This is a genomic window from Marinomonas algae, assembly GCF_047525555.1.
Lineage (GTDB): Bacteria > Pseudomonadota > Gammaproteobacteria > Pseudomonadales > Marinomonadaceae > Marinomonas.
In genome coordinates this window covers 801,546-828,428 of sequence record NZ_JBLIXK010000001.1, presented here as the reverse complement: position 1 = coordinate 828,428, position 26,883 = coordinate 801,546, and the positions used below count along the sequence as shown (strand labels likewise).

General features: G+C 42.5%; 26 protein-coding genes. 14 read left to right on the top strand and 12 right to left on the bottom strand.

The window, feature by feature from the left end:
- Positions 1 to 172: 172 nt before the first annotated feature.
- The 5 genes from ACMUMQ_RS03875 (at position 173) to ACMUMQ_RS03855 (ending at position 6,456) form a co-directional block, all read left to right on the top strand.
- On the top strand, positions 173 to 2,089 hold the full coding sequence (locus ACMUMQ_RS03875; protein ID WP_414680694.1) for a methyl-accepting chemotaxis protein: 1,917 nt from the start codon (positions 173 to 175) through the stop codon (positions 2,087 to 2,089).
- Between the two features lie 622 nt (positions 2,090 to 2,711).
- A complete protein-coding gene (gene cynS / locus ACMUMQ_RS03870) occupies positions 2,712 to 3,152 on the top strand; it encodes a cyanase (protein WP_414680693.1) in 441 nt (146 codons plus the stop codon).
- 77 nt (positions 3,153 to 3,229) lie between these two features.
- Entirely contained in the window at positions 3,230 to 4,042 is an 813-nt protein-coding gene (locus ACMUMQ_RS03865) for a formate/nitrite transporter family protein (protein WP_414680692.1), read from the top strand.
- 127 nt (positions 4,043 to 4,169) lie between these two features.
- Positions 4,170 to 5,888 (top strand): bifunctional protein-serine/threonine kinase/phosphatase, encoded by a 1,719-nt coding sequence (locus ACMUMQ_RS03860; protein ID WP_414680691.1) that lies wholly within the window; start codon positions 4,170 to 4,172, stop codon positions 5,886 to 5,888.
- A gap of 151 nt (positions 5,889 to 6,039) precedes the next feature.
- On the top strand, positions 6,040 to 6,456 hold the full coding sequence (locus ACMUMQ_RS03855) for an RbsD/FucU family protein (RefSeq protein WP_414680690.1): 417 nt from the start codon (positions 6,040 to 6,042) through the stop codon (positions 6,454 to 6,456).
- Between the two features lie 66 nt (positions 6,457 to 6,522).
- On the opposite strand, the gene ACMUMQ_RS03850 is transcribed toward ACMUMQ_RS03855, so the two are convergent.
- The 4 genes from ACMUMQ_RS03850 to ACMUMQ_RS03835 form a co-directional block, all read right to left on the bottom strand.
- The gene (locus tag ACMUMQ_RS03850) at positions 6,523 to 8,604 is read right to left on the bottom strand and encodes a DUF4962 domain-containing protein (RefSeq protein WP_414680689.1); all 2,082 of its coding nucleotides are present in this window, start codon (positions 8,602 to 8,604) and stop codon (positions 6,523 to 6,525) included.
- A gap of 19 nt (positions 8,605 to 8,623) precedes the next feature.
- Positions 8,624 to 9,598 carry an NAD(P)-dependent oxidoreductase gene (locus ACMUMQ_RS03845; protein WP_414680688.1) on the bottom strand — a complete coding sequence of 325 codons (975 nt, stop codon included), beginning with the start codon at positions 9,596 to 9,598 and terminating at the stop codon, positions 8,624 to 8,626.
- A gap of 5 nt (positions 9,599 to 9,603) precedes the next feature.
- Positions 9,604 to 10,563: a sugar kinase gene (locus ACMUMQ_RS03840; RefSeq protein ID WP_414680687.1), complete on the bottom strand. Its 960-nt coding sequence runs from the start codon at positions 10,561 to 10,563 to the stop codon at positions 9,604 to 9,606.
- 112 nt (positions 10,564 to 10,675) lie between these two features.
- On the bottom strand, positions 10,676 to 11,692 hold the full coding sequence (locus ACMUMQ_RS03835) for a LacI family DNA-binding transcriptional regulator (protein WP_414680686.1): 1,017 nt from the start codon (positions 11,690 to 11,692) through the stop codon (positions 10,676 to 10,678).
- Between the two features lie 172 nt (positions 11,693 to 11,864).
- Between ACMUMQ_RS03835 and ACMUMQ_RS03830 the strand changes: the two genes are divergently transcribed.
- Positions 11,865 to 12,935, top strand: a complete 1,071-nt coding sequence (locus ACMUMQ_RS03830) for a zinc-binding metallopeptidase family protein (protein WP_414680685.1) — start codon at positions 11,865 to 11,867, stop codon at positions 12,933 to 12,935.
- A gap of 119 nt (positions 12,936 to 13,054) precedes the next feature.
- The gene (locus ACMUMQ_RS03825) at positions 13,055 to 13,375 is read left to right on the top strand and encodes a DUF6172 family protein (RefSeq protein WP_414680684.1); all 321 of its coding nucleotides are present in this window, start codon (positions 13,055 to 13,057) and stop codon (positions 13,373 to 13,375) included.
- A gap of 87 nt (positions 13,376 to 13,462) precedes the next feature.
- Here the strand turns inward: ACMUMQ_RS03825 and ACMUMQ_RS03820 are convergent, their stop codons facing one another.
- The 3 genes from ACMUMQ_RS03820 to ACMUMQ_RS03810 all read right to left on the bottom strand — a co-directional run bounded on the left by ACMUMQ_RS03820 (position 13,463) and on the right by ACMUMQ_RS03810 (position 17,024).
- The gene (locus ACMUMQ_RS03820) at positions 13,463 to 15,298 is read right to left on the bottom strand and encodes an ABC transporter ATP-binding protein (RefSeq protein ID WP_414680683.1); all 1,836 of its coding nucleotides are present in this window, start codon (positions 15,296 to 15,298) and stop codon (positions 13,463 to 13,465) included.
- Between the two features lie 199 nt (positions 15,299 to 15,497).
- The gene (locus ACMUMQ_RS03815) at positions 15,498 to 16,469 is read right to left on the bottom strand and encodes an aspartyl/asparaginyl beta-hydroxylase domain-containing protein (RefSeq protein ID WP_414680682.1); all 972 of its coding nucleotides are present in this window, start codon (positions 16,467 to 16,469) and stop codon (positions 15,498 to 15,500) included.
- 123 nt (positions 16,470 to 16,592) lie between these two features.
- Positions 16,593 to 17,024 carry a YebG family protein gene (locus ACMUMQ_RS03810; protein WP_414680681.1) on the bottom strand — a complete coding sequence of 144 codons (432 nt, stop codon included), beginning with the start codon at positions 17,022 to 17,024 and terminating at the stop codon, positions 16,593 to 16,595.
- A 125-nt stretch (positions 17,025 to 17,149) separates the two neighbouring features.
- Between ACMUMQ_RS03810 and ACMUMQ_RS03805 the strand changes: the two genes are divergently transcribed.
- From ACMUMQ_RS03805 to ACMUMQ_RS03785, 5 genes are all read left to right on the top strand, one after another.
- On the top strand, positions 17,150 to 18,037 hold the full coding sequence (locus tag ACMUMQ_RS03805; RefSeq protein ID WP_414680680.1) for a mechanosensitive ion channel family protein: 888 nt from the start codon (positions 17,150 to 17,152) through the stop codon (positions 18,035 to 18,037).
- Complete coding sequence (locus ACMUMQ_RS03800) at positions 18,034 to 18,621, top strand: DUF1439 domain-containing protein (protein ID WP_414680679.1); 588 nt, start codon at positions 18,034 to 18,036, stop codon at positions 18,619 to 18,621. The genes ACMUMQ_RS03805 and ACMUMQ_RS03800 overlap by 4 nt, the downstream gene beginning before the upstream one ends.
- Before the next feature lie 83 nt (positions 18,622 to 18,704).
- Complete coding sequence (locus ACMUMQ_RS03795; protein ID WP_414680678.1) at positions 18,705 to 19,184, top strand: FKBP-type peptidyl-prolyl cis-trans isomerase; 480 nt, start codon at positions 18,705 to 18,707, stop codon at positions 19,182 to 19,184.
- Positions 19,185 to 19,368: 184 nt separating this feature from the next.
- The gene (locus tag ACMUMQ_RS03790) at positions 19,369 to 19,719 is read left to right on the top strand and encodes a hypothetical protein (protein WP_414680677.1); all 351 of its coding nucleotides are present in this window, start codon (positions 19,369 to 19,371) and stop codon (positions 19,717 to 19,719) included.
- A 21-nt stretch (positions 19,720 to 19,740) separates the two neighbouring features.
- Entirely contained in the window at positions 19,741 to 21,117 is a 1,377-nt protein-coding gene (locus ACMUMQ_RS03785) for a class II fumarate hydratase (RefSeq protein WP_414680676.1), read from the top strand.
- 96 nt (positions 21,118 to 21,213) lie between these two features.
- Here the strand turns inward: ACMUMQ_RS03785 and ACMUMQ_RS03780 are convergent, their stop codons facing one another.
- On the bottom strand, positions 21,214 to 21,669 hold the full coding sequence (locus ACMUMQ_RS03780; RefSeq protein ID WP_414680675.1) for a GNAT family N-acetyltransferase: 456 nt from the start codon (positions 21,667 to 21,669) through the stop codon (positions 21,214 to 21,216).
- Between the two features lie 186 nt (positions 21,670 to 21,855).
- Between ACMUMQ_RS03780 and ACMUMQ_RS03775 the strand changes: the two genes are divergently transcribed.
- The gene (locus ACMUMQ_RS03775; RefSeq protein ID WP_414680674.1) at positions 21,856 to 22,293 is read left to right on the top strand and encodes a GNAT family N-acetyltransferase; all 438 of its coding nucleotides are present in this window, start codon (positions 21,856 to 21,858) and stop codon (positions 22,291 to 22,293) included.
- A 9-nt stretch (positions 22,294 to 22,302) separates the two neighbouring features.
- On the opposite strand, the gene ACMUMQ_RS03770 is transcribed toward ACMUMQ_RS03775, so the two are convergent.
- The 4 genes from ACMUMQ_RS03770 to ACMUMQ_RS03755 form a co-directional block, all read right to left on the bottom strand.
- Positions 22,303 to 22,572, bottom strand: a complete 270-nt coding sequence (locus ACMUMQ_RS03770; protein WP_414680673.1) for a DUF3820 family protein — start codon at positions 22,570 to 22,572, stop codon at positions 22,303 to 22,305.
- A 121-nt stretch (positions 22,573 to 22,693) separates the two neighbouring features.
- The gene (locus ACMUMQ_RS03765) at positions 22,694 to 24,049 is read right to left on the bottom strand and encodes a PepSY-associated TM helix domain-containing protein (protein ID WP_414680672.1); all 1,356 of its coding nucleotides are present in this window, start codon (positions 24,047 to 24,049) and stop codon (positions 22,694 to 22,696) included.
- 63 nt (positions 24,050 to 24,112) lie between these two features.
- Complete coding sequence (locus tag ACMUMQ_RS03760; RefSeq protein WP_414680671.1) at positions 24,113 to 24,586, bottom strand: hypothetical protein; 474 nt, start codon at positions 24,584 to 24,586, stop codon at positions 24,113 to 24,115.
- 113 nt (positions 24,587 to 24,699) lie between these two features.
- The gene (locus tag ACMUMQ_RS03755) at positions 24,700 to 25,587 is read right to left on the bottom strand and encodes a LysR family transcriptional regulator (protein WP_414680670.1); all 888 of its coding nucleotides are present in this window, start codon (positions 25,585 to 25,587) and stop codon (positions 24,700 to 24,702) included.
- Between the two features lie 178 nt (positions 25,588 to 25,765).
- Between ACMUMQ_RS03755 and ACMUMQ_RS03750 the strand changes: the two genes are divergently transcribed.
- On the top strand, positions 25,766 to 26,881 hold the full coding sequence (locus ACMUMQ_RS03750) for an S-(hydroxymethyl)glutathione dehydrogenase/class III alcohol dehydrogenase (RefSeq protein ID WP_414680669.1): 1,116 nt from the start codon (positions 25,766 to 25,768) through the stop codon (positions 26,879 to 26,881).
- The last annotated feature ends 2 nt before the right edge of the window (positions 26,882 to 26,883 follow it).

The window sequence follows — 26,883 nt, the reverse complement described above, 5'->3', positions numbered from 1 at the left end:
AATTTTATTATATCTTTATGCCGGAGTTTTAATTTATCTCTTGATAGTTTGAGATCAATAATAGTGTTAGTAATAAGTTCATTATTTTGGGGTTTTATATAAAAAAATGTCGTTTTATTGATTTTCAAGATATTATAAAATAATTACAAAACATTACTTAGGGAAAATGCTTATGCGACTGATTAATATGGGGTTTAAAACTAGTTTAATAGTAACGGTTGTGCTTTCGTTGCTCATTACTTTATCTATCTCTGCTCTCTTTTCATATCAGATGATTAAGGAACAAGTTGGTCGCAATGTTACTAATGAATTGCATTTCTTCGTAGAGGAAGAAGCCCATAGTATTTTGTTGATTTTTCAGCGAGCAGAAGAAGCGGCTGTCGCTGTAGTTAATCTATTTAATAAAGAAGGTTACGGACCAAAAGAATACCCTGCAGCGCTTATGGCTTCCGCTCAAGCTGGTGCAGTGTCTAAATTCACATTAGGGTTTGAGGACGGCACTTCCTATTCTTCTAAACCATCGAATAAAACGTTTCCTGGCGGTGTCGGTATTCCTGAGAAATACGATCCAAGAATTCGTCCTTGGTATAAAGAAGCGAAAGCTTCTCCTGGTTTGTCCCACAGTAAACCTTTTTTCACCAATTCAGGTGATCCTATCTTGTCAGTGTCTCATACCATAGGAGACGGTGTTTTATCTGCAGATGTACGCTTTAGTAACTTACAAGCTCACCTTGAAGAACTTTTTGAAGAATTAGGTATTGTGAGTTTTATTACAGATAAAAGCGGGTTGATTATCGCTTCCACTCTCGAGCAAGTTGTCCCTAAAGAAAACATAGCTGACTCTTCTATGTATGACTTTTCACAGGGCTTAATTGCATCTGAAGAGAAGCAAGCTGAGCTTACGCTGAATGGTGCGAACTTACTCTTTTTAGTAGAAGAAATGACGCTGATTAATAATGGTCATTGGAATTTCTTTGTTGCCGTTGATCGAGATAAAGCATTTGCTCCTGTTGCTGAATCCACTGCTAAATTGCTGTCTATCTTAGTGGTTACCGCGATTATTGCGGTGCTTATTATATTGTTTATTATTCGTGTGATTTACAAACCTATTCACTCTCTACGTGAGTTAATTACAGGGCTTTCTCAGGGTAATGGCGACTTAACTCAGCGTCTAGAAGTGAATACAAATGACGATATCGGTCAAATCGCTTTGGGTATAAACCGCTTTATTGAGCAGCTCCAAACCATGATGAAAGAAGTAAGAAATGCTTCTGAACAGCTTTCAGGTCGCGTTGTGAAAATCTACGAGAAGAGTGAAGAGAACTCCGTAGTTTTATCTCAGCACGCAACAGAAACAGAGCAAATTGTGGCTGCTGTTGAAGAGCTTTCCAGCTCAGCAGCGGAAGTTGCAGATAACTCAATGACCGCTGCGTCGTCAGCGAATGAAGCGAAAGAAAACAGCAGTAGTGCTAATGAGCGTTTAACACAAGCGCAGGCGAAAATTAGCACTCTTGCAGAAGAAATTTTGCAAGCGGCTGATAATGTTAAGAAAATGGATAATGAAACCAATAATATTCAATCTATTGTTGAAGTGATTGGTGGTATTGCCGAGCAGACAAACTTACTGGCTTTGAACGCGTCAATTGAAGCAGCTAGAGCGGGCGAGCAAGGTCGAGGTTTTGCCGTGGTGGCAGATGAAGTTCGTGCTCTGGCAAACCGAACACAAGACAGCACAACAGAAATTGGTCAAGCGCTGGGCGGTTTACAAAAAGAGGCCGGCAGTGTTGTTAGCGCCATTGCAGAAACAAAAAATACCTGTGAAACAACGGTCGAAGTGGCTGAGTCTGTGTCGCAGATTTTACAAACATTGAGTGAGCATATTATTGAAATAAATAATATGAACGCAGAGATATCGAGCTCTTCTTCTGAACAAAGCAAAGTTATTCAAACAATTAGTGAGAATATTACGGAGCTTCATGGCATGGTTGAAAAGCTTTCGACCATTGGCAATGGTCAACATGAAGAGGTGCGCCACATTTCAACCATTAATGAAAAACTTGGCGATATGATTAGTAAATTTAAGTTATAAGAAAACACAGGCTCAGTTGTCTTTCCTCTTGCTCCCTTTGAGTGAGACAACTGAGTCTGAGTTATTTGCCCTCTCACCTGCACATAATTCCCATTTGCGCCTTTTTATAGTGCGATAAATACCTTGTTCATAATTCTTTATCTTTTCTTGTTGTTTTATCTGTCGCTTAAAGCGCCAAATAAATTTCTTTATTAATCAATCTGGTAAGTGTTACTTCTTATCGTTATTCCCTTCTTTTTTAATTTTTGGCATTTCTTTTGCTCAATCCTAGATGCACTAATATGGTTTTACTCCATTTAGTGCTTCTGTTGGCCAACGTCGGTTGACACCATTTATGGCAACGTCGCCCACTACTGAATCGCTCAGTGGTATCTGATTAGTCTCCTTTTTTGCGAGAATCTAATGAGGTAGGCGTTTGTCTGTCCGTATGATTTTTCCTATCAAAAAAATTCTCTTCAGCTTCCTCTTGATGATTCTTGCCGTTAGTGGTCATGACATTTTGTGTTGCTAGATAAACCCTTGCTCGTAAGGACGTGATGCGTTGAGTGGCTCTTGTGTATGCAATGAGTGCTTCAAGGAAAGATGGCTTTGGGTTTGACTTTACTTTTGTGGAGGAAAGCAGATGAAGAAAATTGATGTTACAGAAGCTATTTTTGCTGCCAAGAAAGACAAAAACCTTACTTGGGAAGCCATCGCAGAAGCGGTTGGTATGACGGACGTTTGGGTGACTTCTGCCTGCCTTGGTATGAATAGTTGTACCGAAGAAGTTGCAGACAAGCTCGTGGCGTTTTTAGGGCTTCCTGAAGCCGCAAAAGCAGCCTTGATGGAATACCCAACAAAAACATGGAATGAAACCATTCCTCAAGATCCTCTGATTTATCGACTTTATGAAGTGGTTGGCGTTTATGGACCGACTTTAAAAGAAGTGATTCAAGAAAAATTTGGTGACGGGATTATGAGCGCGATTGATTTTTCTATGTCGGTAGAAAAAGAAGAAAACCCAAAAGGGGATCGTGTAATCCTGACCTTAAATGGTAAATTTCTACCTTATAAATCTTGGTAGCTACAAGCTGACGAGAAAAGTGTAATAAACAAAACTGAAACGCAATTTATTAACATTGATAATACAGAGAGGACTTTATGGCTTATATAGAACCAAGTGAATTTGTGACCAAAATGGTCGATTCAGGCGAGCAAAAAGTGTATATGTCGACAAAAGACACTTTTATTCGAGCTTTTATGGCAGGTGCAATTTTAGGTTTGGCGGCTTGTTTTGCCATTACGGTTATTACACTGACAGGCAATCCGTTATTAGGGGCTATTTTGTTCCCTGTTGGTTTTATCATGCTTTATCTCATGAAGTTTGACTTGCTAACAGGTGTGTTTACTCTCGTTCCATTGGCGTTATTTGATAAACGACCAGGCGTGACGCCAGGGCAAGTGCTTCGCAACTGGGGATTAGTCTTTATCGGTAACTTTGCAGGTGCATTGATGACAGCATTCTTTATGTCATTTATCTTCACTTACGGTTATGCGACAGATGGCGGCGCGATTGCTGCGAAAGTAAGTACAATCGGTGAATCTCGTACTTTGGGTTATCAGTCTCATGGTGCTGGTGGTTGGTTTACTATCTTCATTCGTGGCATGTTGTGTAACTGGATGGTATCTATGGGCGTGGTTGGCGCGATGATTTCTACCTCAGCTGGTGCAAAAATGGCCGCGATGTGGATGCCTGTTATGTTGTTCTTCTACATGGGCTTTGAGCACTCTATCGTGAATATGTTCTTGTTCCCATTCTCTATGATCATGGGTGGCGAATTTACTTTTGTTGATTACTTGATCTGGAACGAAATTCCAACAGTATTGGGTAATTTAGCGGGTGGATTATTGCTGGTTGGTTTGCCTTTGTATCTTACTCATGTGAAAACGTCCAAAGCTCGTACACTGTCTTAATGTGTTTCAAGTTCAGTTAGATATTGAGTAACCTGAGAGCCCTGTTATTTCCATTGGATAGCAGGGTTTTTTTTACTTTGTTGGCAATTATTGTTGTTACTTGAAGAAAATGGAATGAAGGAAGCTTATGAGTAAGCCATTGAGCGTCAGTATTGGCAGTGCCACAGACAAAGGCAGGAAAAAGGTAAACCAAGACTTTCTGGGAAATTCGGTTCCTGTTGAGCCTTTATTGAGTGTGAAAGGTGTTGTGGTTGCGATTGCCGATGGCATCAGCTCTAGCAAGGTGAGCCAAGTCGCCAGTCAAACGGCGATTACGGGCTTTTTGGAAGATTATTATTGCACTTCTGATGCTTGGTCAGTGAAAACCTCAGGTCAAAAAGTGGTGAAATCAATCAATGCTTGGTTGCACGCTCAAACTCAAAATAGCCCTTACCGTTTCGAGAAAGACAAAGGTTATATCTGTACTTTCAGTGCCTTGGTACTGAAGTCTAATAGCGCTCATATTTTTCATTCTGGCGATAGCCGAATATACCGAGTAACAGGATCAGCATTAGAGCAATTAACGCAAGATCATCGACGAGTTGTCTCGGAAGATGTGAGCTATCTAACCCGTGCTTTAGGTATTGATCAGACGTTAGAAATTGATTATCGCGTTGACCCTATTGCTGAAGGCGACTTGTTTTTATTGGCAACAGATGGCGTTTATGAATTCGTGAATGTGGCTCAGATCTTGGAATGCATTGCTGCAACAAACACATTAGATGACGCGGCTGGGCGCATTATTTCGTTGGCGTTAGATGCGGGCAGTGATGATAACTTGAGTGCACAACTGGTTCGTGTTGAGCATCTTCCTACGTATCAATTAGACGAAGTTCAACAACAAGTGACTGGCTTGCCTTTGCCGCCTCAGTTAGCTGCAAGAATGGAGTTTGATGGTTATGAAATCATTCGCCCAATTTACGTAAGCAGCCGCAGTCATGTTTTTTTGGCGCGAGATAAAGACACAGATCAAACTGTTGCCCTTAAAGTGCCGTCGGTGGAGCTAGGATCAGATAAAGACTATCTAGAAAGCTTCATGATGGAAGATTGGATAGCCAAACGCGTCACCAATCCACATGTGGTCAAAGCCATAGAATCCACTCGGAAACGCAATTACTTGTACGTGGTCACGGAATATCTAGAAGGCAAATCCCTTGCTCAATGGATGATTGATAACCCCAAGCCGAGCTTAGAGCAAATCCGTAATATCATTTCTCAAATCGCCAAAGGTTTGCAGGCGTTTCATCGACAAGAAATGATTCATCAAGACATTCGACCTGCCAACATCATGATAGATAGTACGAATACTGTGAAGATCATCGACTTTGGTTCGACCTATATTGCTGGAGTCACCAACACAAAAGACGAAGAGTTGCTGAAAGGTACTATGCGTTATTCGGCACCGGAATACTTTCTTGGGCACGCGGGGACAACACGCTCCGATATTTATGCTTTGGGTGTTATTGCCTATGAAATGTTGTCTGGTGGAAAGTTCCCTTATGGGGTGAATATTGCTCAGGCGAAAAGCGTCAATGCACAACGTAGGATTCAATATACAAGCTTGATTAATGATGAATCTGAACTGCCAATTTGGATCGATGACGCCTTACAAAAAGCCTTACAAGTTAATCCGTTGAAACGCTACGAAACCTTGTCGGAGTTTGTTTATGATCTCCATCATCCTAACAAGGCTTTTTTGAACCGAACTCGACCGCCACTTATACAGCGCAATCCTGTGATGTTCTGGCAAGGTGTGTCTTTTAGTTTGCTTCTCATCATCGTTTTCATGTTGTTAGAAATTCAATAACAAGATTGCTTTCGATTAATCAAAGAGACAGGTTCAAAGTTAGCTTCTGCATGCTTTAGTCATGCCGTATACTGACTAAAAGCATTCAGAAGTGCATCATTATTCATGTCACCATTGATGCCGTTTTAGTTGATTTTTAAAGAGAATAATTATGATAAAAAGTAAAATCATCCACCCAGAATTACTTCGCTGTTTAGCAAACTGTGGCCACAAAACTAAGATATTGATTGCAGATGGAAATTACTCCTTTGTGACAAATTCGTCACCTCAAGCCAATATCATCTATCTGAATTTTATGCCGGGAATGCTGGCAAGTACGGATGTTATGGCGGGAGTCTGCGAGATGATTAACGTGGAAAGCGCGACCATGATGTCTCACCCTGCGGATTTTGAAAACACCATTATTGATGAATACAAATCCATGCTACCAGAAGCCGTCGTTATTGATTATTTAGAGCGTGCTGACTTCTATTCAGCGGTAAAAAGTGATGAGACTCTGTTGGTTATTGCAACCGGTGAACAGCGTCGATTTGCGAATATATTACTGACAGTGGGTGTTGTTTTTTAATAAAAAGCCACTTCATTTGAAGTGGCTTTTTGAGTTTTAATTATTGAGTGATATAAAGCTCAATAATTAAAGTTGAATAATAACGTGTTCACCATCGATAGTGAGTTCTAAAGTGTTGCCGATTAATTTATGCGACACTTCTGTTTTGGCTTGCCCAGCTTTACTTGGCACTAGCAAAGTAAGAATGTTGTGCTCTTTCTTCGCTTTGAACTTCGCTTCCACATGACGGTGAACTTCTAAATCTGCGTATTCCGCTGGGTCCACTTCACCGAAGCCTTCTACGTTCTCAATTGACAATATGTCATCTTTACAATCGTTGATGAAGGAAACGTCGAGCACGGCTTTTTCACCGATAATTTTGAATCTGTCACCGCCAGTTTCTGTGCCAAATGTTGTGTGCAGGTTCCAAGTTAGATCTTGCTCAACTTTCATTGTGGCTGTGTCACGCATGACAAAGACCTTGCCTTTTGCAAACCAGATTTTACGTTTGTAGCTTTCTAAGTCTGGGTTGTGGAATTGGTAAGACGTGGATGCATCACCTTCGACAAACAAGACTTCAGATTCTGTATCGTAGTCGCTGATTTTACCACCAGCTTCAATACAGTAACGATCTTGGTGTACACCTTCGAACTTAGATGTGGTGTTTTCTGCGTACTGACCTTTGCCATCAAATAATGGTAGGTTTTTAGAGAAAGTACGACGACGCCATTTGATGTGCATGTCCACACCAAAGCCACCGTAGTAACCTGTGATTGCCGCTAATGTGTCACCAAAAGCATGCAAGGTGTAAGCGTTCTGGTCACCGTGTGAATGGCTGATAGAGCCAAATGGACTACATTTGTAAACCATGTGGATATGCTCATCACGGTTTGTCATGTTGCTATGGAAGGCCGCCCAACCAGTAATTGGGAAGACTTTAAGTAGTGGTTCGTTAGACGGTGCCACTTCTGGCATGTCGTTCCATAGATAATCAAAACGCAAATCATCATAACCAAAGTCCCACCAACCGAAGTTGTAGAATTTCGTATGTGCTTCTGTATCACGTGCTTTAAGCTGGTTGTAGTACCAAATGTATTCCGGCTTGTTATTCACACCGGCAAAGTGCTTGATGTTGTAAGCCAGTTTTAGGCCAGGGAAGTCACCAATACTGGATTGGTCACAGAAGCTTGCACGCTTCGAGTGAACCGGCATACAGTAAAGAGGGAAGTCGCCCGTATTCTTGTAGAACTCTTTGTTGAACATGTTAATCGACGTGTAGCTTTTTAGTAGGTCAAAAGACTCCCCAAGGAAGGCCATTTGCGTGTTCCAGTAATCTGGACCTTCTGCCCATGCGCCGTCTTGACCACCCCATGGTGGGTAATGTTTCGCATAGTACTCAATGCCGTATTCGATGTACTCACGAGCTTTTGGATATTCATTGTATAACGCGATACAGGTTGGAATAACCGCCGAGCTGATACTACGCACACCGTGGCTGTTTAGCGGGTTTGCTAACAAATCTACGGTTACTTGTAAGTGGTGCATGATTTCTTCTAAGCGAACCACTAAAGCTTGTTTAATAGTCTCGCGTTCTTCTTCTGTGAAGTAGGCGTGCAACCAATCGTAACCCCAAGCCATTGCCGCGATAACACGGAAAGCCGCTTCGTCGTTATAACCACGAGATGTCACGCCTTCTGGATCGTATGACGCAAGTTGTAATGTCCATGCTTTTGCCTTGGCAATGATGGCTTCGTCTTCTAATACGATACCTGCAATAGATAGATTACGTGTGGCATTGAACGCTTCTTGACAGCTAACGTACATTTGACGCCAGTAAGGACGCCATAAAGAGGCTTTACCAACGGTTTCTTCTGGGTAAGGTTGTGGCTCAGCGTAAGGTGCTGTGTCTAAGAACTTGTTGGTGGAGTTCGCCATAAAAGCGTCAAACTTGCAGTAGCTTGGGTCTTTTTTCAGATTCTCACGAAATGCAGCAAGGTCTTTGCTTTGTACCAATAAGCGTGGATGTTCAACGCTTAGGTTATCCAGAAAAGAAAGGTCAATATCCGCTTCTTGTACTTGGATTGGCATAATATCCACAAGGTTACCTGCAGATTTGTCGTTCTCTAGTTTGATGGCTTTAATTGCATCAAATGATTTATCTTTAGACATTGTGGGTCTCCATTTAAAATTATTTTAATAAGTCTTTATTCGCACAATTTTTTGAGATGTCGCCATTTAAAGCATTGATAAGATTATCTACGGCACACATCACCATATTGAATCGAGTTTCTGCCGTCGCTGAGCCGATATGTGGGAAGACGACAGCGTTATCTAATTTGCACAGTGGTGAGTCTGCTGGCAGTGGCTCTACTTCAAAAACATCCAAACCAGCAGCCTTGATTGTGCCTTGCGTTAAGGCGTCAATCAGAGCCGATTCGTCTATGACTTTTCCCCGAGAGCCATTAATGAAAATGGCACTCTTTTTCATCATGGCAAATTCGTTTTTGCCAATCAGGCGTTCGGTCTGAGGCGTTAATGGCGTCATCACGCAAACGAAATCAGATGTCTTGAGCAAAGATTCCATATCCATATAAGAAGCGTTAAAATCTTTTTCAGCTTCTTCTTTACGGCTACGGTTGCTGTATTGAATTTTCATGTCAAACCCAAGGTGAGCACGTTTGGCAATGGCGTATCCAATGCGTCCCATACCAATAATGCCTAAGGTTTTACCATGAATGTCGGTGCCAAAATGTGCTTCACCAATGCTGCTTGTCCAACGGCCTTCACGAACCATATTCGCCATTTCTACGGCACGTCTTGCTGTGCACATAATGAGCGTAAATAGAGTATCGGCTGTGGTTTCATTTAGCACATTGGGCGTGTGCATTAGGGGAATATTGCGCTGTGCAAGATAAGGAAGGTCGTATTGATCGGTACCAACAGAAATAGTGGAAGCTGCTTTCAAATTCGGAGCGTACGCCAAAACCTCAGCGTCCATTTTTACACTGGCACCAATCAATCCTTCCGTTTCAGCAAGCGCAGAAAGAAACGCACTTTTATTGTTGTCATTTATTCCATCGAAATAAGTGACATTAAAGTGCGCTTGCAGTTTCTGCAGCGCTTGCTCAGGAATCCCTTTGTATAAAAGGACGTTGCGTTTCATCTTACTTAAGCTTGCTCTAACTCGATTAGCTTAGCGCGAGTCGGAAGGCTTTCGCTGTCGCCACGTACTTGTACTGCTAATGAGCCAAATAAGTTACCGCGACGTGCTGCTTCTGCAACGCTTTTTCCATCCAATAATGCAGAGATAACGCCAGTAGCAAAACTGTCGCCAGCGCCCACTGTATCGACAACTTTTTCTACTTTGAAACCTGCTACTGTGCCAGATTCGCCTGCCGCTGTTTTGTAAAATGCGCCTTCTGCTCCTAGTTTAACGATGACGGTTTTCGCGCCATTGCTTAGGTAGAAGTCTGCAATTGTTTCTGGGTCTTCACTGCCTACAAGGATTTTACCTTCTTCAACACCAGGTAAAACGATGTCGCTAGCAAAAGCCAATTCATTAACCGTTTTGATCATGGTTTCTTGGTTTGGCCACAATGTTGGGCGCAAGTTTGTATCAAAGGTAATGCTGCAGCCTTGTGCTCTTGCGTACTCTAGCGCTTTAAAAATCGCTTCTCGCATAGAGCTAGAAACCGCAGCGGCAACACCTGTTAAATGTAGGTGAGTGTCTGCTTTAAATAAGCTTGCATCAATATCATTGGCGTTCAGCGTTGATGCTGCTGAGTTACGACGGAAATATTCTACTGCTGGATCGCTGCCGTCTGTTTGACTGGTTTTCATCATGAAACCTGTAGGGTAATCCGCAGTTTCAGAGATAGAGTCTGTGTTGATGTTTTCTTTGCCGATCGCATTGCGGATAAATTCACCAATGCAGTCGTTGCCCACTTTGCTGACGTAGTTAGATTGGAAGCCAAGGCGCGCCATACCAATTGCGACGTTCACTTCTGCGCCTGCTAAGTAGCGAGAGAACTCTTCAACGTCTGCTAGTCTTCCAGGTGTTTTTGCAACGAATAGTCCCATTGCTTCACCGAGTGTTACAAAAGATTGTGCTTGGTTATTTTGCGCCATGTTTATTATTCCTATCTTATTATTGCCGTCATCGAGGTCATTTATTGTAGACCTGTTATATTTTGATCAAGAAGATAACATGGAACCGATTCCAAAAACAGCGAAATCCGTTCTATGTTGATTGTCTAATAACCAATTCCGCAGCCAACTTGATGTGTTGTGTTGGTTCGTTATTGCCTTGAATGCGCGTTAAAAGGCGGTTACAGGCAGTTTGTCCAATGTCTTGCGTAGGTTGACGCATGACAGTTATACCGCCTTCAAACAATTGCACCCATTCAGGATCATCGATTCCAATTAATCCAATATCTTGGCCTGCTTTAATATTCAGCTTTTTCAACGCTTTTGCCGCGCTCATGGTGGCAACACCATTAGTGGTAAAAATGGCTTTTTTACGATTTGGACTTGCTTGTAAAAAGTCGTTAATCGTTAAGCTCATACAAGGCTCACTCATTTTGTCTGTTTCCACAATGTCGCAAGTCATGTCTTCCTGTTCTGCAACGAAAGCTTGAATAGCATCAACGCGTGCACGTCGAGGTTCAATGGTAAGAGACTCAGTGATGACCAAAATGTCTTCATAGGATTTGGATAGCAGATGTTCGCAGGCTTGTTTAGCGGCGGCTTCGTTATCCAAGCCGACCGAATCAAATCCAAGTGAGGTGTTAATGCGGTCAACCAAGACAAGAGGGCAAGTGAGCTTGGCTAAGTTGTCGAGCTGTTTTGGCGCCATGGCTGCGATATTGACGATTATGCCGTCTACTCTATGTGCTTCTAATAAGTTTAAGTAACTGTCTTGTAAGTCTTTTTCATTGTCCGTGTTACACACCATCAGCATGTAACCTTCTTGGCGACAAACATGCTCTATCCCTTTCAATACATCGATCGAATAAGGGTTGGTGACATCGGCAAACATAAGTCCAATGAGCTTCGAGTGACCGGCTCGTAACATTCGAGCGGAGTGATTTGGACGGAAATCTAAATGGGCGATAGCGTCTTCAATTTTCTCTCGAAGCTTTTCCGATAACTTGTTTTGTTCGCCATTTAGATAGCGAGAAACACTGGTCTTTCCGACATTAGCGTATTTGGCGACATCAGAAATGGTGGTGAAATTTTTGTTCGGTTTCTTCGGCAATGTTTTGTCTCAGTATTTGAATGAAATGAGAAAGTCCCACAGAAATGAGTAATAGGTAGGTGTTTTATCTACTTTAAACTATGATCCTAGTAAGGTGCAATTGTAAGTCTCAAATCTGTTTTCATCCCGCACTTGGGCTTTTTTAGAGCTCTTTTTTAATGGCAGGAATCCTATGAAAATTTTCAGTTGTCAGCAATGTGGTCAAACCGTGTTATTTGAAAATACACATTGTGAGCAATGTTCGTCTGCACTGGGCTTTTTGCCTGATCAGTTGGTGCTTAGTGCGTTAAAGTCTGTCGATAACGCTTGGTATGCCTTGGCGGACACATCGGTTCCGGTTAAGCGTTGGTATTACTGTGAAAACCATCAGCATCAAGTATGTAATTGGCTGGTGGAAGAGGGTGGAAGTTCATTTTGTGTGGCGTGTGATTTGAACCGCCATATTCCTAACTTAGGCAAAATAGAAGAACGCCAAGCGTGGCAGCAGTTGGAGTTTGCCAAGCACAGATTAGTTTATTCTTTGTTGCGCCTTGGCTTGCCTTTAGTCAGTAAGAAAAAAGCGCCAGAAGAAGGTTTATCATTCGATTTTATTTCTGAAAATAATGTGGTGCCAGAAGATGTGAGCCCAATGACTGGGCACGCTTCAGGCCAAGTGACTATCAATGCGGCAGAAGGTAACTCAGTAGACCGAGAGCAAATGCGCGAGGATATGAATGAGTCTTATCGAACAGTGATCGGTCATTTTCGACATGAGATTGGACACTATTATTGGGATTCATTGGTGTTTGATGATGAACAGACTTTAGCTGAGTTTCGCACTTTATTTGGTGATGATACGGCAGACTATGCTGAAGCGTTAGAAGCTCATTACAAGGCGCCAAATGCAGAGTGGCAGCAATCTTTTGTGAGTGTGTATGCTTCATCACACCCTTGGGAAGATTGGGCGGAAACGTGGGCGCATTATCTGCATATCGTTGACACATTAGAAACCGCCAGTGATTTGGGATTGAGTTTTCAACCTATTGGATCCAATCGACAAAATCTGGCTGTTATGGTGAATATCGATCCTTTTAGTCATGATGATTTTGAAGAAATTTTGGCTCAGTACATTCCTTTAACTTTTGCTGTGAACAGCCTAAACAGAGGAATGGGGCAACCAGATTTGTATCCTTTTATCTTGGTGCCAGCGGTGCGTCAAAAATTGGCCTTTATTCATAAATTGCTTCGATCTCAGTCGAAATAAATGGGTTGAGCGGGTGAGGTTTTTACTTATTCATAGCTGTGGAGAGGCTGATCCGTTATCATGCTCGCTGCATAGGAACGGGTTCGCCTGTTTCCTGACTCCCAATATTTAGGACCCCAATGAAAAAGACATTTAAGTTATCTCACCCAAAAATTGCCTATCCTCGTTTAATTGAAGCGACAAAATCGGAAGTTAAAAAATATCTAAAACGAGAGCGTAATAAAAGCTTGCCTGATTACGCAGATTTTTGGGGTTTTGATTGTAAGTTTGGCGCAACAGAAGATTCAGCAGAAATCATTCATGTTGCTCAGATTAACGAAAAAATCAGTTTTGCAGAAAGCCAAGAATGGCAAGCGTTTTACTTAGAAATCATCGCAGCGCCAGCGCAACGCACTAAGCGTCCTGTATCAGAATCTAATGATGTTGATGACGAAGAATAGAGACTGAACGAACATAGCTATTCAGTTTGATGAGTGCATTACTTTTAAAAGACAGATCAACCACTATTGATCTGTCTTTTTTTGATTCTAACGATAGCCTTGAGCTTGCAGCTTAAATAAATGTGCGTATTGCCCTTGCTGAGCCAACAAAGAGTCGTGAGTGCCTCGTTCTTTTATTTCACCATGTTCCATGACAATAATTTCATGAGCAAGGCGAACGGTGGAAAATCGATGGGAAATGAGAATCGCCATTTTGTCTTTTGTGTGTTCTTGGAAGTGTTCAAAAATACTGGCTTCAGCTTGGGCATCCATGGCCGCTGTTGGCTCATCTAATACTAAAATATCGGCTTCTTCTCTCATAAAGGCGCGAGCTAAGGCGATTTTTTGCCATTGACCGCCAGATAGTTCTTGCCCGTCTTTAAACCAGCGTCCAAGTTGTGTCTTATAGCCATTTTCTAGTTGATCAATAAAATCGGTTGCCTTGCCGAGTTCAGCGGCTTTTTTCCAACCAGATTCATCTTGGAACCGAGCATCATCGCCTGCACCAATGTTTTCACCGACAATCAGTTGATACCTTACGAAATCCTGAAAAATCACGCCAATGCGCTTTAATAGCGTTACTTCGTCCCATTCAATTAAATCTAAACCATCCAACAAAATGCGACCTTGAGTTGGGTGATAAAGGCGAGTCAGTAGTTTAATAAGCGTTGTTTTACCTGAGCCGTTTTCGCCGACAATGGCGAGACTTTGCCCTGGTTTTATATGCAAATTAATGTTGGATAAAGCCGCGGTTTGACTGCCAGGATATTGAAAAGAAACTTGTTCGAAACGAATGCCATCGTTTGGTTTTGGTCCAGTGGTTAAACCAGTTGTCGAAAACGGTGTTTCTTGTTCTAGATATTCGTATAAATTGGACAAATAAAGGTTGTCTTCATACATGCCACTTATTGCGGTAAGTGAGGCTGAAACGGCACTTTGCCCTTGTTTGAATAACAATAAGTACATGGTCATTTGACCTAATGTAATCACGCCCAAAATGGTGTCGCTGACAATCCATGCGTAAGCGCCATAAAACACCAAAGAACCAATTACACCTAAAACAAAACCCCAATTTTCGCGTCGTAAAATGAGCCGTTTACTTTCTTGGAAAAGCTTTTGAAAAATATCCGCATAACGTTGCAAAAAACGCCCACTTAATTGATATAAGCGAACCTCTTTAATGTGGTCTTCTCTGGCCAATAATGTTTCTAAATAGTTCTGCTGCCTTACTTCTGGTGAACGCCAGCGGAACATTAAGAATGCAGCACTGGAAAATTTTGCTTCTGCGATAAAAGAGGGAAGTGCGCCACACACAAGCAATATCAAAGCCCAAGGAGAAAAGTGCCATAGCAAAATCGCAAAGCTGGATAATGAAATGGCATTTTGCAGTAGCGCAAAGGTTTTATTCACTAAGGCAAGAGGGCGGCTAGAAGCTTCTCGACGAGCGCGTACGAGCTTGTCGTAAAACTCAGAATCTTCAAAATGAGAAAGCGTCAGGGTTTGGGCTTTCTCCAAGATCAACATATTGACCTTATGGCCTAATAAACCTTGAAGTATCGCTTGCTGAGCCGTTAGTGCTCGCTGAGCAGCGGCAATGATGAGAACCAAAATACCTTCCAATATCACATACTTGAAGGCGGTTTGATAATGGAAAACACCTTCTTGTTCGTAGGTATTTATAGCGGCTAAAACCGCATCAACAATGAGTTGGCCAACGTATGCCATTGCAGCAGGCACAATCCCTGCGATTAAAGTGGCAATAGCTAAACCTATGGTTAAGGCGGGTGATGTTTTCCAAACCAATTCAATGGCTCGTCGGCTATAACGAAAAACACCCAACATATTTTTATCGACGTTATTTTTAGGTGCGGCAACAGGCTTCATTCATCATCCTAGCGAGAAAAGAGACAAGCAATTTATAGGCTTAGTATACGCCATATGTGGCGCTTCTCTGCTATCGATGAATAACTGAAACAAGAAATAAAACGAAACCAGAAGTGATGAAAAAGGTGTTGTGAGTGAGAACAACGCCTTCCATTTAAGTATATAAATGGAAGGCGTAATAGCTGACAAAAATACTATTTTAGAAAAATAGCCATGAGAAAAGTTGAATGACGCCAGCAAAAACACCCACTAAAACGAGCAAGATCAGTGTGTTAATAAGGTACTTGAGGCGCTTGTAAGCTTTTCTGTTGGTTTTTTTAAGCTCTTTGCCTTTTTGTAGAAGTGGTGCGACAGACTTAAATATTTGGTTGGCTAAACCGCCTTTGTCTTCATGAGTGTTAGGCACAACAGAAGCTCGCATTAGCAATTTGTAGCTGATGTTAATCAGTTTTCCTAATGGATTGACGGGGCGGTTAAAGTCACACATTAAAATAAGGCGACTTTTTTCTGTATTGTTTTTGACGAAATGCAGATAGGTTTCATCAAACAAAAGATCCTTTCCGTCTCTCCATGAATACTGCTCTCCATCGATATTAATGAAGCAGTCATTGCTATTCGGGGTTTCTAACCCCAAATGATAACGTAGCGAGCAAGCAACAGGATCAAGATGGCGCGTAAGTTCTGAATTGGCTGGCATGTAAGCAAACATGGCACCATTAATGCTTTTGATCTTACTGAGAATTTCAACGGTTTTAGGGCAGCTCTTCTGAGCGGAAGTGTGGGAGTAGCCATACCATTTTAGATAAAACTTACGCCATCCGTATTTATGGAAGGTTCTAAAGCCAACGTCATAATAGGCATCTGAGCCAAGAGTATTGATGCTTTCTAGCTCTCCTTCCTGTTGGAGAGCCAATGCTTCATCTCGTATTACTTCCCAATTAGCTCGTAGCTCATCAAGTTCTTTGTATTGCAAGGTATCAATAATTGGGCGACGGACAGCTTTAGATGAAAACAAATACAGCAAGCAGTTAAGTGGTGCAAAAATCGGCCAACCTTTTCGTAAATATTCAGTCCAGTTGGCGTATCGAACGCTGCCTCTGTACGTATAAATGTAATACATAGAGCATAGACTGAAGCCCACTAAAAGAATCAATATGACGGCGAGGTACATTTTTTATCCCTATTAAAATACAGCTGTTCATTTTGTTTGCTAATTATTTACCAATTAGATCAAAATATGAACCTTTTAATGGGGTTTTGTACACATTTCGTTTTTTATTTGTAAGTTTTATTCCTAAGCGGCATCACTTTCTACGAAATCACTGGCCTCGTCCTGATCGAAGATGACGGTAGTTTCCTCTTCTTCATAAAAGCTTTCTTCATCGGGTTCTATGATTAAGTCTTCTAATGGCTTTTTAGGTGCAGCATCAGCTAAGTCGAGCTGTGTGCTCTTTTCGACATTTTTATCATTGGATTTTTTCGTGCTTGGTCGAGCTTTCTTTTTCGGCCCCAATATATCTAGAAGAGAGTCTTTATTCTCTGCAAGGTACATGGATAAGGCTTCAACTTGGGTTGAGTTATCCATAAGAGAGCTGCTGTCCAAGACTTCATAAAGCGCTTCGGCCGTGTCCAAAAGCTTATCGTAGGCATCAGCTTCCGCTTTCAAAATAAAAGTCATTTTTTCAATTCCATCACGTTCTACAACATATTGAGTAATTACAGGCATAATCCACCTCCAAAAATAATACTGTATAAATATACAGTATTATTTTCTCTATTGTCCAATGCTTTTGTTTGTTGATTTTGCCAATGATTGCTAAAGTGGCGCTCTTGATAAAGGAAATGGTTTTTATGCAATTCGACTTATCCCAATTAGATTTTTCTGTCGTAACTGAACATATTGAAGTGACTTTAACAGTGGCTTGGGCACTGCTTTTTTATGTCGTAAGACGCTATACAAAACGTCTAATTCGTTTGAATCAGACGATAGAACACGATAAAAAACGTCAGCGAATTAACACCGTAGACAATATTTTCAACCTCTTTCTGGTTGTTGGTTTTATTTTAATTTGGTCGTCTGAGCTTCAAAATATCGCCATTTCCATCGCAGCATTCATGGTGGCATTGGTCATTGCAACGAAAGAGTTTATAGCTTGCATTGTGGGTGCTTTTTACCGGGCCAGTACAAGGCCTTACCAAGTAGGTGATTGGATTCGTATTGCCAACTATGAAGGTGAAGTCACCGACAGCGATTGGCTTTCTACGACTCTGTTTGAAGTCGATTTAAAAGGCGGTAGCTATGCATATACAGGTCGTACTACCGTAGTGCCAAACAGTGTTTTACTCGTTCATACTGTGCAAAACCTGAATTATATGCGCCGTTACGTTACTCATAATTTCTCTATTTCACGTAATACGGATGATGTGAATTTATTTGTGATTAAAGAGCAGATACTGGAGAAAATTCGCGAATACAGTGAGCATTTCCATGAAGTAGCGATTCGCTACAACAGCTTAATTGAAAAACGTTTGGACATTAAAATTTCAGGCCCTGAACCTCGTGTTCGAATCACGACGACGCCAGAGGGTTACAACATATTCACCGTGTCTTTGTTCTGCCCAACAGAAGAAGCCGTAGGTATTGAGCAAAAGGTGACAGAAGATTTTATGCGGTTTTGGTATGAAGAGCGTAATACCAATTGGAACCGACAGAGTGAATCGAGTGAGGCAAGTAAATGAAGATCTTTCAGCGAGCTTTAACACTGACTTTATTAGCAAGCACTTTACTGTTAGGCGGCTGTAATAGCTTTTTAGTGAGTGAAGAGGAAGTCAATCAAGAGGTTAAAAAGCAGCTTGAAGAATCACAGCAGAACAAAATTACCTTCAACATCGATGGTAATGTTTTGAACTTGGATTTGTTGGTGACAGAAGCGGACATAGATTTCACCGCCCGTGATGGTGGCTTGGTTATTGTGGATTTAGTGAGTGATTTAAAAGGGACGTTAACGGCATTTGGTCAAGAGTTTTCATTGACTACTGTGGTTCGCCCATCGTTTGAGTCTGGTGTTCGTATTGAAGGCGATAAGCTCTACTTAGTTGGCCCGAGAATCACAAAAATAGACGTACAAGGCTCTACTTTTAGTGAGCAAATGTTACGTTCAACGCTGGGTTCTTTGCATGGCGATTTGGAGCAAGCGCTGGCTCAGCATTTTGCTAAGTATCCTGTGTATGTTCTGAATCATTCGCCATTTGAAAAAGCAGCCGGAGCGTTGGTGAAAGACATTATTATTAAAGAAGAATCCCTAGAGCTCTCTATTTTCTAGTTAAGTTCTTAGGTTGCCTTTATAATGCCGCGCTAAAATGAGCAGTAATGCTTTCCCCCAGAATGAAGAATAGAGGAAACCCTATGCCGATTGCAGATAATCAAGTTGTTCAATTTCACTACACATTACGTCATGGAGAAGACTTGATTGAGACGTCCGCGGGCAATGACCCAGCTGCGTATCTTCACGGTCACAGCAACATTGTTCCGGGACTAGAAAAAGCAATGGAAGGCAAAGAAGTAGGTGATGAATTTGAAGTAACAGTGCCTTGTGCTGAAGCTTATGGCGAGCGTCATGAAGATCGCACACAGCAAATGCCAATCAAACACTTGCAAGGCGCGAAACGCTGGAAACCTGGCATGGTTGCTATGGTACAAACAGACAAAGGCATGCGTCAGGTAACCATCATCAAAGCCGGTCTGAAACATGCAACGGTTGACTTGAATCACCCATTGTCAGGAAAAGATCTTACATTCAATATTGAGATTGTTGAGACTCGTGACGCAACCAATGATGAGATTGCTCACGGCCATGCACACGGTGTAGGCGGTCATCACCACTAGTAATTATTGAGTGAAAGAAAGCCTCTGTTGCGTTTATCGCAGCAGAGGCTTTTTTGTAGGAAAAAACGGTGACGAGTCAAAAAAATGAAAATTAATAAGAATCGTTATCAACTATCTTGACAGAACTTTCTTCTAGGTACATATTGATAATAGTTATCATTTATATGTTTGAAAGGAGAAAGCAATGACTCGCTACTTAGTGCCATTCTCAGTACTTGAACAAACCATTCAGGCGGGTCAGTGTGCAGACTCGCCAGAGATTCTCGACCATTACCTAACGCTAACAACAGAATACGCTGAGCGCCTGAGTATTCCTGATGCCACATCACTGCATCAACGAGTCTTTAACGTATTGCTTGATACTGTTTGCGATACCAGCCTTCCTCCTCACTGGCGTCAAACTTGCCTTGATAAAGTGTACTTACCTTTATCACAGCTAAAACGCTTAATCGTGACGTATCAAGATGCCAGAAGCTATTTCAAAATGGAGCACAGTCTGCGTACTTTGAGCCATTACTTTATTTCTTCTTACTAACAATAAGGACACATCATTAGAATGAAAATGCGTATTGAAAAAGACAGCATGGGTGAATTAAACGTACCTGAAGACGCTTTATATGGCGCGCAAACTCAAAGGGCAATCAACAATTTCCCCATCAGTGATGAGCCACTTCCAGAAGCTTTTATTCGCTCTCTTATCTTAATCAAAGCAGCCGCGGCACGAGCTAACCAGAGCTTAGAGTGCATTACACCAGAACAATCAGCGGCTATTCAAAATGCCTGCGATGATTTGCTGAACGCCAAAAACTTAATGCAGCACTTCCCTGTGGATGTGTTCCAAACCGGTTCCGGTACCAGTTCAAACATGAACGCTAATGAAGTTATTGCGACGCTAGCAACCAAATACCATGGTTTGGATATTAACCCGAATGACCATGTGAACTTTGGACAAAGCAGTAACGATGTTATTCCAAGTGCTATTCATGTGAGTGCCACATTGGAATTAACAGGGCATTTGCTTCCTGCGTTGGAATACTTAAAACAAGCCATTATTCAAAAAGGCGATTCTCTGGCTGGCTTTACTAAAACAGGCCGTACCCATTTAATGGACGCTATGCCAGTGCGTTTGGATCAAACTTTCCACGCTTGGGCAGCGCAATTACAAGACAATATAGATAATCTGAAACACCTAGAAAGCAAAACATCACAACTCGCGCAAGGTGGTACGGCAGTAGGAACAGGGATCAACGCACACCCTGAGTTTGCCTCTCTATTTGCAAAAGAACTGTCTGATTTAACCAAGGTGACCTTTACACCAGGTCAAAACTTTTTTGCCTTGATTGGCTCGCAAGATACGGCTGTTGCTTTGTCTGGTCAGCTAAAAGCCGTCGCGGTCACTTATATGAAAATTGCCAACGATTTACGCTGGATGAACTCCGGCCCATTGGCGGGATTGGGGGAAATTACCCTAGAAGCCTTACAGCCAGGTTCATCCATTATGCCAGGTAAAGTGAATCCAGTGATTCCGGAAGCCACAGCTATGGTCGCGGCGCAAGTTATTGGCAATGACGCAGCGATTACGATCGGCGGTCAATCCGGTAACTTTGAATTGAACGTCATGTTGCCAATGATTGCGAAGAACTTGCTGAATAGCATTAAACTACTGGCAAACAGTGGTCATTTGCTAGCAGACAATGCCATTACCACATTGACGGTAAATGAAGATAAGCTAAATGAAGCGTTACATCGTAACCCGATTCTTGTTACCGCATTAAATCCAATCATTGGTTATAGTAAAGCGGCTGAAATTGCGAAAACTGCGTATCGAGAAAAACGCCCAGTAGTGGATGTGGCCGAAGAGCAAACGGATTTAAGTCGAGATGAGTTAATGGCTTTGCTTGATCCTGCTAAGTTAACAAACGGTGGTTTGTAATTACTGAAAAGGATTTCATAATTTGGTTATCCTCTTTTCCAAATTTTGAAATGAGCCAGCCTTGAGCTGGCTTTTTTGCTTTTGAGTGCAGCGTGTTTATAAACACTTGCTCATAAATACGCTGTATTGATCTAGTTGATAATCTGCAAAGGGGCCGCATTCTTCAAAGCCGTGTTTGCTGTAGAGGTTTCGTGCAGGCGCAAAGAAGTTTTGAGTACCTGTTTCTAAACTGATTTTAGTGAGTTTGTTTTGCTTGGCGCTTTCCAAAATGAATTGCAAAAGGTGAGAGGCGACGCCTTTGTTACGAGCAGCTTCGGTGGTGCGCATGGACTTAATTTCACCTTCTTGATTGCCTAAGTCTTTTAGTGCGCCACTTCCTAATAAGGTATTGCCTTCCCAGATGGTCCAAAAGGTAATGTTTGGTTGTTGAAGTTCGCTCAGGTCAAGGGCATGAACACTTTCCGCTGGTGAAGTGGCGTACATATCGTCAAGGTGCTCGGTTAGTAATTGTCGTACTTCAGGGCCAGATAAATCATCCACTCGGATTTCCATGAGCTTGCTTCCTCTTCGTAATAAATAACGTGTTAAATAATTTATACCTTTTTAAAAGTCATTTTTGAACTCTTTAGAAATCACTTCTGTACTCTTCAAAAATCACCTCTCTACTCTGCTAAGATATCGGCAAAGGCAAGTCAGTAGGTATACTGCTTTAAAGAAGACACTATTTTGTAGGCACACATGACAAACAGATTGAGTTTACGAGCCGCGACCTTGCAAGACGCAAAGACATTGTTGGCGTGGCGTAATGATCCACAAACACGGGCGGCGTCACACAACACAGACAAGGTTCGTTTAGAAGATCATCTTGCTTGGCTTGAGTCCTCTTTAAAGAAGCCAGAACAGCGACGTTTATGGATAGCAGAATTAGATGGCAAGCTGGTGGGAACCTGTCGAGCCGATAAAGAAGGCGATGGATGGGAGTTGTCTTGGACCGTTGCTCCAGAAGCGAGAGGACAAGGTGTTGCCCATAAGATGCTGTCGCAACTCATCGAAAGCTTCCAGCAACCACTGACGGCTCAAGTCAAAAAAGACAACATGGCGTCCATGAAAGTGGCTGAACGCTTGGGGTTTGTTGTAGAGAAAGAAGAAAACGGTGTGTTTTTTTATCGCTGTTAGTGAGGAAACTCAGTCGTCAAACCGAATGCGCACCTTTGCCTTAGCGTCGCCTTTTTTCTCTTCTGAAGGTTGGCGCAATGGCTCAACCAGTTTTTCTAATCCATTGATCTTGATTTCCAACGCCAGTTGCAGCCATTGACCCAAATTACCACTTGGCCAGCCTTTATTCGCAAACCAGAGTAAATATTCTTCGGGTAAATCCACCAATACACGACCTTGATACTTACCAAAAGGCATGGTTTGACGGGCAACTTGAATAAGATCTTCTTGGGAAAACATGACGCTCACTTAATCATTAACAGTGGTCGTATTTAAACATAAAATACGAAAAAAGCCGCCTTCTACTTTTCAATAGAAAGCGGCTTTGATTTCATATCAGTATAGTTAGTTTAGATTAAGTCTACTGAGCCCAAAGGTTACGAAGTTTTGGAACCACAAAATTGGTAACCCTATCCAGAATCACCACACTCATTATTGCGATGGCAGCCATTGGGAAAAGAAGCGAAACAGGTAATAAAAACCAAACTGCGTGTTTCCAACGAGCAAGATTTTTTGGCATTGGCGGCGGTGATAATGTGAGGCTCGTACTTGGTCGACGCTTCCACCACATGATCACGCCCGAAACGCATAATAAAATCACGGATGAGGCAAAAATAGTACAAAGGATAAGGTTCCATACGCCAAATAACCCCATGTGTAGAGCAATACCCACAGCCATGGATTTTGCAAACCAGTTGTAATCCATGAAACCGACATCCGCTAAAACAGATCCAGAATAGCGGTCAAAATGCACGGTTCTGTCGTCCCATGCGTTCTTAATGTCTTTGCCCATTGTACTGGCTGTGGCGGTGTAAACGCCCACGTCATTTTTGGGGAAATGTACTTGGAACTGTGTAAAGCCCATTGCTTTTGCATCAGCAACCACTCGATCAAGAGTGATACTGGTTGGACCATTTGCTGTTGATTCCGGCAGCGGCGCTTGTTCAAGTCCCCAAGGGATTTGCTTCAAACCTTTAACATTTAGATCTTCATGGGTAAGGGTAGAAGAGACGCTTGATGCACTTTTTGCCATCGGAAAAGTGCTCCATGCTTGTGTTAGCTTTCCACCCCAGACGCTTGCCCAAGACAAACCAGAAATGCAAAAGAAAAGTAAAATAATGGCAACCCACACACCAACAACACTGTGTAGATCACGCCAAAAAACACGTCCATTCTTTTTACTAACGGTAGTAGCGGCTTTTAGTTTCGATTGGCCTTTTGCTGGCCACCATAAAAACACACCTGTCAGGATAAGAAGAACTGTAAGGCTGGCGGCAATCTCAATCATTCGATCACCAGTTAGTCCCATCATGAAGGTGCCATGAGTATCGTCCGCCCAAGAATATAAGGACAGCGAAATACTCAGGTCACCTAAGACTTCACCTTTGTATGGGTCGACAAACACTTGAATAGTGTCATCCTCCGTTTGCACTTGAAAGCGTGTTGCTTCTTCTGGTGCGGCTGGAAGGTAGAAGCGTGAAATCGAGTCGTCAGGGTAGTTTGCCATCACCAGCTCATATTGCGCCTCGTAAGAAATAGGCTGATCAGTCACTTGCTCGACTTGATATAAGCCTGAATTCTGAAAACGCTCAAAAATCGGTGCATACAGCATGATAAGGCCGGTTATCGCCAGCATGATTAAAAAAGGCACGACGTAAAGGCCAGCGAAAAAGTGCCAGCGCCAGACTGACATGTAAAAAGATTTTGAACCAAACATCTAATAGATCCTTGTTAGATTTGGGCATAAAAAATCATCATGCCCCAATCTCATATCAGGGCATCATGTAAATGTTGTAAATGTGTTATGTATGAGATGGATAATCGGTGGACCTCTAGCCTGAACGCCGTAAATTGTAGAGATAGGCGATGCCTGAATATCATGAATAATCGGTTGAGAAGCTTTTACAAGCGCCGAGTTATGTTCTAAACGAAACTTTGTATCAAAGAAAAAGTGAATGCATGGACAGCCTTCGGCTTCGTGATCTTCTGCGCTTTGAGTCGAAGATTCAGAGTCGCTTAAGCCCATTTGGTGATCAGCGTGCGAGATCATATGGTGGTGAGCGTGATGATCAGAATGATGAAGGTGAGTCGAGCTGGAGGTAGGCGGATTAAACTCATGAATCATCACGCCTTTAGTGGCGCAAAGCATGACATAAATGCCATTAAACACGCCGATATTATTTATGACAGGGACAGTAAAATACGCCAGCCAGCAAACAAGCAGTAAAGATATGGCGTGATTTTTTCGAGTCATAAAATATAAGTAATTGCTATTTTTCGGGGAATCTACGCGTCTGGGAGTGAAATATCAAGCTAATAGATGCACATTATTTGCTTATATCATCCAGTGAATAAGCCGAAAGTGTCTTATCGAAAGGTGCTGTTTTCAGCAAAGCGAGCAATTAAATAATCGCAAACAGCGGTTAATTTAGGCGATGCTTGTCGCACTTTCGGGTAAACCAACCAAACTCCGCTGTAAGGGTATTGATACTGAGGTAAAAGGGCGATTAACTTTCCTGAAGCGAGATCGTCATTGACGTAATAATCTGGTAACTGTGCGACTCCTAAGCCTTTTTTTACGGCATCTAATAAAGCCAAGCCTGAGTTACTGCGGTACTGGCTGGTGATCTTAAGCTCTTTTCTCTGACCATTTTGTTGAAACTGCCAATGGTTTTTTGACCCAGTTAAACACTGGTGTTTGTTCAGTTCTGTCAGTGTATGTGGCATGCCGTGTTGATCTACATATTCTCGTGAGGCACAAAGATACTCGACACGATTGCATAACCGGCGAGACAAATGGCTGGAATCCTTCATGGAACCCATGCGAATCGCCAAATCGTAGCCTTCTTCGATTAAATCCACAGGGCGGTTGGTTAGGTGAAAATCCAACTCTATTTGTGGGTGCGTTGATAAAAAATCGTTCATTAACGGTGCGATATAACGCTCACCAAATGTGGTGGCGCAGGTCATTTTAAAACTGCCAATAGGCGCTTGGTTGAGAGACGAAATCACTTCTTCTGCACTACTCAGTGCGCTGGGTAAGTCTCGGCAATGCTGATAATAGAGCTCGCCAGACTCACTTAAACGAATTCGTCTTGTGGTGCGGAATAATAGTGTTGTACCGAGATCTGTTTCCAGTTGAGAAACTAATCGACTGATGTGTGAGGCGGAAACATTTAATTGACTGGCCGCAGCGGAAAAACTCCCTTGGCGCACAACTTCAACAAAGGCTTCCATGGCTTCCCAATTTTTCATAAATGTCTCTTTATTTTCAGAGTTAGTTAATTGTTACATTATAACTAAAATGAGGCTTTTTCAAATGATTGTTGTTATATGGCAATAATCATTTTCTGAAATAGCTATTATCGCGCTAATTTTTTAGGACTAAGCTCTGTGTAACTGGTAATTAAAAACACACACTTTGGAGAACACTATGAAATGTAAAGCCGCTGTCGCTTGGGGCCCAGGCCAACCACTTAGAATCGAAGAAGTTGACGTACAAGATCCGCAAGCAGGTGAAGTCTTGGTTCGCATGGTGGCAACGGGCGTTTGTCACACCGACGCCTTTACCTTATCGGGTGAAGATCCAGAAGGCATTTTTCCAGCTATTCTTGGTCACGAAGGCGCGGGCATTGTTGAAGCCATCGGTGAAGGCGTCACGTCTTTAAAAGTGGGCGATCACGTTATTCCGCTTTACACCGCAGAATGTGGCGAGTGTAAATTCTGTAAATCAGGCAAAACCAACTTGTGCCAAGCGGTTCGTGAAACCCAAGGTAAAGGTGTTATGCCAGACGGAACAAGCCGTTTTAGCATCAACGGCGAGCCAATTTACCACTACATGGGCACCTCTACATTCGCGGAATACAGCGTGGTAGCGGAAGTGTCTTTGGCGAAAATTCACGTAGACGCGCCATTGGAAAAAGTCTGCTTGCTCGGTTGCGGTATCACCACGGGCATTGGCGCAGTATTGAACACAGCGAAAGTAGAAGAAGGCGCAACTGTTGCCGTGTTTGGTTTGGGCGGCATTGGTTTGTCGGTTATCCAAGGCGCACGCATGGCAGGCGCGGGTCGTATTATCGCCATCGATATCAACGAAGCGAAATTCGAAATGGCGAAACAATTCGGCGCGACAGACTGCATCAACCCGAAAAAATTCGACGCGCCAATTCAGCAAGTGGTTGTCGACATGACAGACGGCGGCGTGGATTACTCGTTTGAATGTATTGGTAACGTAGATCTTATGCGTTCAGCGCTTGAGTGTTGCCACAAAGGTTGGGGCGAGTCCATCATCATCGGTGTGGCGGGCGCAGGCCAAGAAATCTCCACTCGTCCATTCCAATTGGTCACTGGCCGAGTCTGGAAGGGCTCCGCATTTGGTGGCGTAAAAGGCCGCAGCCAATTACCGGGTTATGTGGAAGACTACATGAATGGCAAAATCGAAATCGACCCATTCGTGACCCACACAATGGGCTTGGAAGACATCAACAAAGCGTTCGATTTGATGCACGAAGGTAAGAGTATTCGTACCGTGATCTTATTTGATCAATAAGG